This window comes from Bradyrhizobium ingae (assembly GCF_055791185.1).
Genome location: NZ_JBVUBB010000003.1, coordinates 428,598 through 437,560, shown reverse-complemented (window position 1 = coordinate 437,560; position 8,963 = coordinate 428,598). Strand labels below are relative to the sequence as shown.

Genomic DNA, 8,963 nt, shown 5'->3' with positions numbered 1-8,963 from the left:
CCCGATCGCCGGCCTTGACGCCTATCGTGACGTTTGGACGGCACAGATCGGCCAGATCGGTCGATGATCCGATCGCAGCATCAGGCCTCTCGACCTAAGTGATTGATTTTACTGGCGCGCTCGGAAGGATTCGAACCTCCGACCCTCGGAATCGAAATCCGATGCTCTATCCAGCTGAGCTACGAGCGCATCCTGCCCGGGACCGGGCGAGTTCCGTCAGGCTGGGACGCCCGATCGTTCGGATGCATTGGGATTAGCAGAGAGATTTGACGAGCAAAAGCCCTACTTGCTCGATCCGGGCAACTCGAACTGCGCTCACCAGGTCATGTTGAAGAGCCCGAAATGGGGCTGCTGCGCCACGCGCATCGGCCTGCCGAACGCCTGCTGGCCATAACCATAATAAGTCGGCTGCCCATAGTAGTAAGGCGGCGGAGCCCGCCTGGCGACCTTGCGCTTCGACTGGGCCGGCTTCTTGACCGACGCTGCATTCGGTTCCGTCGGCAACTGGGCGAAGGATTCACGGACCTGCGCCTTGGCGGAGATATCGCCGGCGGCCGCGGACACGTTCGTCTGGGCGGGCGGCTGCGGAGCAACGCTCGCCGTATTCAGCGGCGCGGTCGACGCAATCGTCGGCTGGCTGGTATCGAGCACCACGCGTTCCGGCAGCTTGCGATCCGAGCGAATCCGGATCAGCGGCGCTTCGTTGCTCGATGTCACGACGCTCTGGGCGTCCGGCCCTTCGGGCAGCGCGAAATTCACGACCAATAGCAGCGCAAGCAATGCGCCGCCGACGAACATAAAATACCGAAGGATGGGCATCTGGCAGCGCTCCACCCGCACAGCAGCACGCGGGCCCTTCGCCTTAACCGGCGATCCTTTAATTGGTTCCTGGACCACCCGTCCGGTTCAACGACAACGCGAACTTTTTTCGCGATCGACGGCGCGACGGTCACTTTTCCGCTACCGCGACAAATGACTTTCAAGCCCGTCGCGCTGCGGCGAGCGAGCACTTGGCCTGACTGGCATTTACGTTAACAAAGCCGATTTGCACATGCGCAAACGTCTTGCGGCTTTTCATGTTCACGGTCTCGGCGAGCACGCGTCGGCGGTCGGTGAGATGGCTGCCGTCGCGGCGGGTGAAGGAGCAGAGGATCTCGAGGTCCTTCACGGCGTAGTCGTTGTCATTTCGCAGCGTGAAGGTGACCAGCGCCCGCGATCCAAGCCCGCCGCGGCGCCAAGTTTGCGACGAAATCCGCAAGCGGTCGAGCCCGGCCGGCACTGATGCCTCGGTTGCTACGGCTGCCGGTGGCACAGACTGCGCAGGCTCGGGCTGGACGTTTGCCAACTCGATCGCGTCGCTCTCATTGCCTTCGGAAGCGGACATCAGCCCCCAGGCGCCGGCACCGACCAACACCGCGGCTGCAAGCCACAATGGGCTTCTTCGCCTCGCTGAGAAAGCCGGCCTCAGCAACGCACCGAGTTTGACGAAACCGTTGAGATCGACGCGATAGAGCCCTGCGAGCATGGATGCGTCACCAGATATGCGACGACGCGCGTCTCGCGCGTTCCGTCCCCATCCCTAACCTGCGAGACAGAATTGGGTTCCCGCAGGCAACCGAATCTCGGGTAACAGGAATGCGCAAGTGGCGATCGGCCGAGGGGATCGCTAACATGACCGCAACGCCGCAAAGCCCGACGGGAGGAATGAATGCCTGTAGTCACCTGGGACCACGTCCATCTGCGCAGCCCCGATCCGGAGGCGACGGCGGCCTGGCTGCGGGACGTGCTGGGTGGCGAAATCGTACGCGGCCCGGCCCGCATCGACGTCAAGCTCGGCGGCGCCAACATCTTCATTGCTCCGCTCGAGCCCGGCAAGCCCATAAACCCGCCCCCGCCCCATCCCCATCAGGGTCTCGACCATTTCGGCGTCACGGTGAAGGACATCGACGCCGTCGCCGCCGAGATGAAGGCGAAGGGCGTTGAGTTCACGCGCGAACCCACGACGATCCGGCCCGGCGTTCGCGTCTGCTTCATCCGCGGCCCCGAGGGTATTTCCGTCGAGCTTCTTGAGCGCGACAAGAAATACACCTGAGCCTGCGACACGCGGCATCGACCGATCCATCCGGTGCAGCTCCGCCGAGCGCGCCGGATCGGACGCTGTCATGTCATGCTGCCCGGCATGAAGCAGCGGATCGTGACACCCATGTAGCCGTAGATCGGCCATACCATGGTGCGCCCGACCCGGTTCGGCTCCGAAATCACGGCCTCTTCAGGGACGTCAACCCACACCAGTTCCTGGTCCTGGCCGTGGATCATGAAACCATAGCGCGGCACGCGGACACGGTAGTGCCCATCCTTGCTTTCCCAGTCGGAATCCGAGATCGCCGACCCGTCGGCGTCGGAGCAGCACGGCCCCCTGCCGCTGCGCAAGCCGTCAAACCATGCCTTCAATTCGGCATTGGTATTGACGAATTGGCCGCGGTCGCGCGCGTACCCGAAGGGAGCTGCAAGTACCACCAGGAGCATGGCGCAACCGAACTTCGCCGCGCGTCGCCAGCGCGTTGAACGGCCGATCTGCCCATGCGTCGGTTCATAACAGTCTGCTTCACAACTGACATTGTCTACACGCGCATTGTATAGACGCGGCTCATCGCCGCCGGAATTGATCCAGTTGGTCACGTTCGTCTTGCTCCAGCACCCCGCGGCCGGTGCAACTAGGGTTTATGCATTTTGCGGGCCAGCTTGATTCGCTTCACAAGACCTCGCGGCACTATGAGGCCGTCATACCCCTGTCATGCGCAAGTCGGGACAACTACGGCTTGGCGCCCAGCCAGCGGGCGAACTGCCGCGTTGCACGAGCGATGGCGCTTTGGCATAAACATCAGACTGGCGCGCCAAGGGGCGAAGGCAGCCGGCCACGGGACGTCATGAAGAACGGTCTTTATTCGATTCACGTGACGCTGCTCGATGGACGCGTCGGCAAGGGCAGCGGCGTGATCCTGTTTCGCGACGGCCAGATTCTCGGCGGCGATGCCTACCTCTATTACACCGGCAGCTACACGGTGAAGGACAGCACCTTCAAGGGCGAGGTGCTGGTGCAGCGGCACACCTCGCCGCGCGGCGACGACAATCCCCTGTTCGGCGGTCCGGCGCCGGTCGGCATCGGCGTCAGCGGCACCTTCACCGATGCAGGCGCGGAGATGACGGGAACCGCGCTCGTCGGCAAGGCGAGCCTGATCTTCGGTGCCACGCTGCGCAAGCTCGCAGACATCGATTAGAGCATCCGGACCCGAGGGCCGCGTCAGCGCAAAGTGCGGAGCGGTTTTCCCTCGCGATGAACGCGGAACGCGTTTGCGCGGAGATCATGCTCGAACAATAACCCAAAGCGCGATGACGATTTGTCCCAATCTCATCGCGCTTTGGCGACGTGCTATTCCGCGGCCTGCTCCAACGGAGCGACGCGCGGCAGGATCATCTGGATTCGCGTGCCGCCGCCCTGCTCGGAGTCGAGATCGAGCCGCCCGCCCAGCCGGTTGGTGACGATGCTGTAGACGATGTGCAGGCCGAGGCCGGTGCCGCCCTGGTCGCGTCGCGTCGTGAAGAACGGATCGAAGGCACGGCGGCGGACATCGAGAGACATGCCGCAGCCATTGTCGGAGAAGATGATCTCGACATTGTCCTTGCCGGATTCGCGCACCTGGATGTCGATGAGGCCCGGCCGCCCGTCCGGGAAGGCGTGCGCGACGGAATTGAGGAACAGGTTGGTCAGCACCTGGCCGTACGGGCCGGGATAGCTGTTCATGATGAGGTTGGGCTGGCACTCGACGTTGAGTGTCAGGTTATGCTTGCGCAGGCCCGGCCGCAGGCTCAGCACCACCTGCTCGGTGAGGTCGGCGAGGTCGAAGGTGCGCTGATCCGAATAGTTGCGGTCGGCGGCCACCTGCTTGAACGACTGGATCAGTTCGGCCGCACGATTGAGATTGGCGACGAGTTGCGATGACGCATCGCGGCTGGTGTTGAGGTAGTCGTTGAGCGTCGAGCGGCGTAACCCGCCGCGCTCGACCTCGGCCGAGAACACCGCCGTCTTGCGCTCCAGCGCAGACGCCACTGTCAGGCTGATGCCGACGGGATTGTTGACCTCATGCGCGACGCCGGCAACCAGCCGCCCGAGGGCCGCGAGCTTCTCCGCCTCGATCAGCGAGGCCTGGGTCTCGCGAAGATTGCGCAGTGCAGTCTCGGCGGCCTCCTTGGCCTTGCGCATTTCCTGCTCGCCGCGCTTGCGCTCGCCGATGTCGAGCGCGACGGTGACGATCCGCTCGATCTCGCCGTCGGCATCGAGCAGCGGCAGCTTGTTGACCAGCCACTGCCGCATGTTGCCGGAGGAATCCTGGTACTCTTCCTCGTAGAAGCCGAGACCCTTGCGGAACTTCAGCACCCGCTTGTCGTTCTCGTCGGTCTTCTCCGCGCCGTAGCGCGACATCAGATCGGCGGTGGTACGACCAAGGGCGTCACCCGGCTCGATGCCGAAGATGCCGGCCATGTAGCGGTTCATCAGCACGTAACGAAGGTCGCGGTCCTTGACGTTGATGACGGCGGGCACGGTGTCGATGACCTGCTGCAACAGCCGCCGGCCTTCGGCGATGGCGTCTTCCGCGCGCTTCTGGTCGGTGATGTCGCGCAGCGTACCCTCGTAGCGAACGATCCTGCTCTCCTCGTCCCGCACGCCGGTCGCGCTGTCGGACAGCCACAGGATGTTGCCGCTGCGCTGGCGCACCTGGTACTCGAACTCCCGCACCATGCCGTCGCGCTCCATCAGCCGCTGATACTCCTCGCGCGCCTCGGGATGGACGTAGATGGTGTGGGCGATGTCGTTGATGCTGTCGATAAGGTGCTGTGGGCTGTCATAGCCCATCATCCGCGCCAGCGCCGGATTGGCGTTGAGGAGATCGCCGGCCGGCGTGGTGACGTAAATACCATCGACCGAGCCCTCGAACAGCTTGCGGTAGCTTTCTTCCGCGAGACGCTGCTCGGTGAGCGCGCGGACCGCGGCTTCGCGCGCGGTGTCGGCCTCCTCCAGGGCGCGGCGGAACACCTCCGCAGCGCGCGCGATGTCGCCGATCTCGTTGTCGAGCTCAGCGGACGGGATGGACGTGTTCTTCTCGCCTGCCGCAAGGGCACGGATCGAGCGCGCAATCTGCGCCAGTGGGCGCACCGTCCGGCGCACCACGAACCCGGCCGCAATGATGCCGATCAGCACGCCGATGGTGCCGAGCACGATGCTCTGCCACCTCGCCTCCGCCAGCGTCCGGGCGAAATCCCGCGACAGCACATGGCCGCGCCGGGCGCTGACCTCGCGCAGCAACTCGGTGACGCGCCCGATCAACCGTCCCTCGGTGCCCAGCACTTCGCTATCGATATCGGCGATCTGACGTTCGCGGACCGCGACGGCGATGATGGCTTCGGAATAGTTGTTGACGGCCGATCTCAGCCTGGCGTCGGCGATGGTCAAGGTCCGCATGCCTTGCGCCGCCTGCTCGGCGGCCGACGGGTTGCGAGCCAGCAAGCCGAGTGCGATCCGGCTCTGCGCCTCCGACAGCCGGGACGCGAGCTCCCGATCGTCGGTTTCGGCAACGGCCCTGTCGAACGCCTCGCGCAGCGGCGGCAGGCCGGCGAGCAACTGGGCGCGGCGATCGATCAGGGTCGAGATCCGCTCCAGCCCGCTGCGATACGTCGCCAGGCGCTCGGTGACCCCGTCGATCATGTCCTGCTGCTCGGGAGCGAGCTCGATACGGGTCTTCTTCAGGATGTCGCTCAGCGTCGAGGCAGCTTCCCCGACCTGCTTGAACTGGATGCCGGCGCCGGGGTCGGTGACGAAATCACGCGCGGCGAGCCGCAATTCGTTCATGCGGCGGTCGATATCTTCGGCAAGGTCGCCAACGCTTTGCAGCCGCTGGAGCTCGGCGAAGGTCGAATCGATGTGGCGGATCGCGATCACGCTCGCCGTCGAGGTGACGATGATCACGGCCAGCACCAGGATGAAGCTGCCGAATGTCAGTTGACCGATCGAGAGCGAAAACGCTCGCTTTGGGTGCGAATTCGGCGTCAGTTCGGAGGGCATTTGGTCAGGACCGGACTCCATACGGTCCCAATATACGACGTATTCTACCCCCGGGGGAACATGCCTCGGCCGGCCGGCGGGCCCGGTTTTTACGATACCTTAGCCATTCGCGCGGCGCTTCCCGGGATGGTCATGGCGGCAACGCCGATGACGACCGAGGCGAGCCCGATCCAGGCCGTCCTGCTCAGGCTTTCGCCGAGAAACGCCACGCTGATGGCGACGCCGATCGGCACGCGCAAGTACGCCTGCGCGGTGGTGCCGACCGAGCCGAGGGTCTGGATCAGGCGGAAATAGATCACGAAAGCCGCCGCAGTCGAAAATACGGCGAGCGCCAGCAGCGCAAGTACGGAACCTGGCGAGGGCGACAGCGTCCAGGGCTGCTCGATGGCGAGCGAAGCAGGGATCAGGACCGCGGCGCCCGCGAGCAGCGAGCCCGCGGCAGGCGCCATCGGATCGAGTCCCCTGAAGCCGCGGCTGAAGATGGCCGCGCAGGCGTAGCAAAGCGTTGCCGCGACGATTGCAGCTTCCGCGGCGAGGCCGCGGCCGATGTCGTGGAATGCATCAACACCGACGATCAGGCAGATTCCAGCCATCCCGGCGACGACGCCGAACAGTTTTCGCGCCGTGGTGACTTCATGCCGGGTCACCAGGGCCGTGAACAGAAAGGTGAAAATCGGCGCGGCGGAGTTGAGGATCGTGGCGAGCGCCGCATCGACATAGCGCTCGCCCCAGGCGATCAGCGTCCAGGGGACCACGCTATTGAGGCAGGCCTGGAAGGCGAAGCGGTGCCAGGTCGCAAGATCAGTCGGCATGGCGATGCCCCGCAGCCGCATGACCATCAGCAGCAGCGTGCCTGCGATCGCGGTGCGCGCCGCGGTCAGCGTGATCGGCGCAATCGTCGCAACGCCGAGCTTGATGAAGGTGTAGGAGCCGCCCCAGAGCGCCGCAAGCAGCAGCAGCAATGCGAGCTCGAAGGTGATCGTCGATTGTCGCTGTGAAGCGTCCATGGCGTGTTCCGTCCCGGTATCGGACGGAACCTATCGCGCAGCCGGGTCCCGATATTTCGCTGCGTATCGAACTATGTCAGCCGACGGCGCCGACCTCGAATACCTCGCCATCATAGCCGGCCTCGCGGGGGATGCGGAGCTGGCGGCCGCTCTCGGTCTTGGTCATCACCGGCATCACCGTGACGATCGACATCTCCCGGGCGTGGGCGAGCGCGGACTGCACGGTCGATTGCTTGGCCAGCCGGATCAGGTTGCGCGTGGTCGGGAACGGCAGCTTGAAACGGCCGCTCTCACCACCCTCCACCGCTTCCCGCGGCGATATCCAGATCGAGTCCGTCGATTCCCGGCCATCATGCGCACCGAGCTGGTCGGGCGGCGCGGCGGCGAGGAAGAACCAGGTGTCGAAGCGCTTCGGCATCCCCTCCGGCGTGATCCAGTGCGCGTAAGGGACAAGCATGTCGAGCGCGAGTTGAAGGCCGTTGTCGGAGAGGATGCTGAGGAAGCTGATCCTGTGCTCGTTGAGCGCGACACGGTGAGCGTCTGCGACAGCGCCGGCACGTTTGGCGTCAACCGGCGCGGAGGAGCCTTTCTCCCGCGCCAGCAAGATGCCGCTCTCTTCAAACGTCTCGCGGATCGCCGCGATCCTGAAGCCGAGATCAGCTTCCGAGAGCCCCTCGCCGCCGGCGTACAGCACAGGCCGGGCGATGATCTCCTTGTCGCCGGCATCGACACTGCCGCCGGGAAACACCAGCGCGCCCGAGTTGAACTCGATCTGATGATGGCGAACCATCATGAAGACCTCGAACTCCTTGGCACCATCACGCAGCAGGAGGATCGTCGAAGCCGGGCGTGATGCTGATGTCTCAGGCATTCAATTAACCTGCGGCGCTGGATTGCGGGCCGAGATTGGCGCGCTTGTCCACGCGGGCGACGCGCGACAGGAGATAGTCGACTTCTGCCTTCGCCGCAGGCGTGATGGTCGCACCCGGCTTGCGCTGGGCGCTGGAGGCGATGATGCCCCGCTTCTGCAGCACGTGCTTGCGCACGGCAAGGCCCGCGCCCGGCTGCTGCTCGTAGCGGATCAACGGCAGATGGGCGTCGAACAGGTCGTGTGCAGCGTCTCGCTTGCCGGCCTTGGAGAGGTTCACGACGTCGATCAGAAGCTCGGGGAAGGCGTAGCCGGTCATCGCGCCGTCGGCGCCGCGCTCCATTTCGAAATCCAGAAAGAGCCCACCATTGCCGCAGAGGATCGACAGCGGACGGAGCGAGCCGTCCTTCTGGAAGTTGCGCAGCGTCGAGATTTTCTCCAGGCCCGGCCAGTCCTCGTGCTTGAGCATCACGCAGTTCGGATTGTCCGTGACGATCCTGCGGATCACCGCGGGGGTGAATACGACCGACAGCGTCAGCGGATAATCCTGCAACACCCAGGGCACATCCGGGCCGATCGCTTCGGCCGCCTGCTTGAAATAGCCAACGATCTGATCGTCGGTGCGCAAGGACGGCGGCGGGGCGATCATCACGCCGGCGGCGCCTGCCTCCATCGAGGCCTTTGCGAGCGAGCGCATGGTGGCAAAGCCCGGAGCGGAGACGCCGACGATCACCTGCAACTTCTTGGCGCGTTTGACGAAGCGCACCGCCACCTGCTCGGCCTCGGCAGCATCGAGCTTCGGCGCCTCACCGAGGATGCCCAGCACGGTGACGCCGTCGCATCCGACCTCCTCGTAGAAATCGGTGAGGCGGTCGATCGAGCGCTCGTCGATCCGGCCGTCGTCGTGGAACGGCGTCGGCGCGATTGCGAAGGTGCCCTTGGCGTCGGCAGTAAGTTTCATGAGTCCCGT

The 8,963-nt window shown here is 64.7% G+C and carries 9 protein-coding genes and 1 tRNA gene; 2 read left to right on the top strand and 8 right to left on the bottom strand.

Translation table 11 applies throughout. The features are described from left to right. Nucleotides 1–112: 112 nt before the first annotated feature. From ACV1FX_RS07140 to ACV1FX_RS07130, 3 genes are all read right to left on the bottom strand, one after another. A tRNA-Arg gene (locus ACV1FX_RS07140) sits at nucleotides 113–189 on the bottom strand. A gap of 126 nt (nucleotides 190–315) precedes the next feature. Beyond that, nucleotides 316–819, bottom strand: a complete 504-nt coding sequence (locus ACV1FX_RS07135) for a hypothetical protein (protein ID WP_473116825.1) — start codon at nucleotides 817–819, stop codon at nucleotides 316–318. 160 nt (nucleotides 820–979) lie between these two features. Then, nucleotides 980–1,411: a hypothetical protein gene (locus ACV1FX_RS07130; RefSeq protein ID WP_473116824.1), complete on the bottom strand. Its 432-nt coding sequence runs from the start codon at nucleotides 1,409–1,411 to the stop codon at nucleotides 980–982. Nucleotides 1,412–1,708: 297 nt separating this feature from the next. Between ACV1FX_RS07130 and ACV1FX_RS07125 the strand changes: the two genes are divergently transcribed. Beyond that, complete coding sequence (locus ACV1FX_RS07125) at nucleotides 1,709–2,092, top strand: VOC family protein (protein WP_473116823.1); 384 nt, start codon at nucleotides 1,709–1,711, stop codon at nucleotides 2,090–2,092. A 68-nt stretch (nucleotides 2,093–2,160) separates the two neighbouring features. On the opposite strand, the gene ACV1FX_RS07120 is transcribed toward ACV1FX_RS07125, so the two are convergent. After that, on the bottom strand, nucleotides 2,161–2,679 hold the full coding sequence (locus ACV1FX_RS07120; RefSeq protein ID WP_473116822.1) for a hypothetical protein: 519 nt from the start codon (nucleotides 2,677–2,679) through the stop codon (nucleotides 2,161–2,163). Nucleotides 2,680–2,927: 248 nt separating this feature from the next. On the opposite strand from ACV1FX_RS07120, the gene ACV1FX_RS07115 reads away from it, so the two are divergent. Then, nucleotides 2,928–3,278 carry a GrlR family regulatory protein gene (locus tag ACV1FX_RS07115; protein WP_473116821.1) on the top strand — a complete coding sequence of 117 codons (351 nt, stop codon included), beginning with the start codon at nucleotides 2,928–2,930 and terminating at the stop codon, nucleotides 3,276–3,278. A 152-nt stretch (nucleotides 3,279–3,430) separates the two neighbouring features. Here ACV1FX_RS07115 and ACV1FX_RS07110 read toward each other — a convergent pair whose 3' ends face one another. The 4 genes from ACV1FX_RS07110 to ACV1FX_RS07095 form a co-directional block, all read right to left on the bottom strand. After that, complete coding sequence (locus ACV1FX_RS07110; protein WP_473116820.1) at nucleotides 3,431–6,118, bottom strand: PAS domain S-box protein; 2,688 nt, start codon at nucleotides 6,116–6,118, stop codon at nucleotides 3,431–3,433. Between the two features lie 89 nt (nucleotides 6,119–6,207). After that, complete coding sequence (locus ACV1FX_RS07105; RefSeq protein ID WP_473116819.1) at nucleotides 6,208–7,125, bottom strand: DMT family transporter; 918 nt, start codon at nucleotides 7,123–7,125, stop codon at nucleotides 6,208–6,210. A 76-nt stretch (nucleotides 7,126–7,201) separates the two neighbouring features. Continuing rightward, a complete protein-coding gene (locus ACV1FX_RS07100; protein WP_473116818.1) occupies nucleotides 7,202–7,996 on the bottom strand; it encodes an NUDIX hydrolase in 795 nt (264 codons plus the stop codon). A gap of 4 nt (nucleotides 7,997–8,000) precedes the next feature. Next, on the bottom strand, nucleotides 8,001–8,954 hold the full coding sequence (locus ACV1FX_RS07095) for a dihydrodipicolinate synthase family protein (protein WP_473116817.1): 954 nt from the start codon (nucleotides 8,952–8,954) through the stop codon (nucleotides 8,001–8,003). Nucleotides 8,955–8,963 lie beyond the last annotated feature (9 nt).

Excerpts from the sequence above, each read along its gene's own strand:
- ACV1FX_RS07125 (WP_473116823.1), top strand. The coding sequence starts at position 1,709 with ATGCCTGTAGTCACCTGGGACCACGTCCATCTGCGCAGCCCCGATCCG.
- ACV1FX_RS07135 (WP_473116825.1), bottom strand. The coding sequence starts at position 819 with ATGCCCATCCTTCGGTATTTTATGTTCGTCGGCGGCGCATTGCTTGCG.
- ACV1FX_RS07115 (WP_473116821.1), top strand. The coding sequence starts at position 2,928 with ATGAAGAACGGTCTTTATTCGATTCACGTGACGCTGCTCGATGGACGC.
- ACV1FX_RS07105 (WP_473116819.1), bottom strand. The coding sequence starts at position 7,125 with ATGGACGCTTCACAGCGACAATCGACGATCACCTTCGAGCTCGCATTG.
- ACV1FX_RS07100 (WP_473116818.1), bottom strand. The coding sequence starts at position 7,996 with ATGCCTGAGACATCAGCATCACGCCCGGCTTCGACGATCCTCCTGCTG.
- ACV1FX_RS07095 (WP_473116817.1), bottom strand. The coding sequence starts at position 8,954 with ATGAAACTTACTGCCGACGCCAAGGGCACCTTCGCAATCGCGCCGACG.
- ACV1FX_RS07110 (WP_473116820.1), bottom strand. The coding sequence starts at position 6,118 with ATGCCCTCCGAACTGACGCCGAATTCGCACCCAAAGCGAGCGTTTTCG.